Source organism: Oleiphilus sp. HI0061 (assembly GCF_001635675.1).
In genome coordinates this window covers 1-1,024 of sequence record NZ_LWFE01000184.1, presented here as the reverse complement: position 1 = coordinate 1,024, position 1,024 = coordinate 1, and the positions used below count along the sequence as shown (strand labels likewise).

Annotated in this window: 1 protein-coding gene; it reads left to right on the top strand. The window is 44.7% G+C overall.

The window, feature by feature from the left end; genetic code table 11:
* Positions 1-87 precede the first annotated feature (87 nt).
* Positions 88-873, top strand: a complete 786-nt coding sequence (gene cysZ, locus A3735_RS02185; protein WP_068510062.1) for a sulfate transporter CysZ — start codon at positions 88-90, stop codon at positions 871-873.
* Positions 874-1,024 lie beyond the last annotated feature (151 nt).

Here is a 1,024-nt window from a genome sequence, read left to right as displayed (position 1 = left end):
TCCAAGCGAGCTATTATACACTGCCTACAACCCTATTAAGCCCTATAAATTTCTTAGACGATATTCTGATCAGGAGCGAATCTTCACATGAAGGGAAATATGTTTACCGGCTTTGGCTATCTGGCTCAAGGTTTCAAGATCATTTGCCAGCCCGGCTTTCGCCTATTTTTACTGGTTCCTTTAACCGTAAATATCATCTTGTTTACGCTGCTCATCATGTGGGCATATAGCCTAGTAGACGGTTGGATGGCGACCTTATTGTCTTGGGTCCCAGAATGGCTAGGATTCATGGAGTGGTTATTCTGGGGAATCTACTTCTTAGCCATCTTAATGACGCTGTTTTATGGCTTTATTGCCGCCGCGAATTTAATCGGCGCTCCTTTTTATGGCTACCTGGCAGAACTCACTGAAAAGCACTTAAGCGGCCAAGATAAAGGTGAAGACTTCTCATGGAGCGAGCTACTGGCAATGGTTCCCAGAACCATCATGCGAGAACTCCAAAAGCTTGTTTATTATATCCCGCGGGTGCTAGTGCTATTGGTTTTAGGCTTAATCCCCGGCTTGAATGTGATTATTGCTGTTATCTGGATTATTTTCTCAGCCTGGATGATGGCCATTCAATATATCGACTACCCGGCAGATAATAATAAGATGAGCTTCCCCGATATGAAAAACTACCTGGCTAGCCATCGTCTGACATCACTAGGTTTTGGGCTGGTAACGTTTGGNGCAACGCTTCTGCCTATCGTGAATTTTCTGGCACTGCCCGCTGCGGTGTGTGGCGCGGTCGCATTTTGGGTAAACGAAGAAAGATCTTTAGGCAATATCAATATGAACTTTGAAGCAGAGGCGCAGAAAAAGCTATCCAAGTAAATGCAGATAGCTCATCAAGATGCATTTGCTAGCGCTTTCTGTTCATTAGCCGAGCTACTGGAAACCATTATCGATGCCGGGAAGTGACAAATAAACTCACTGCCTATGCCTTCTTCACTATGGATTTCCAGCTCGGCATTATGATTGATCA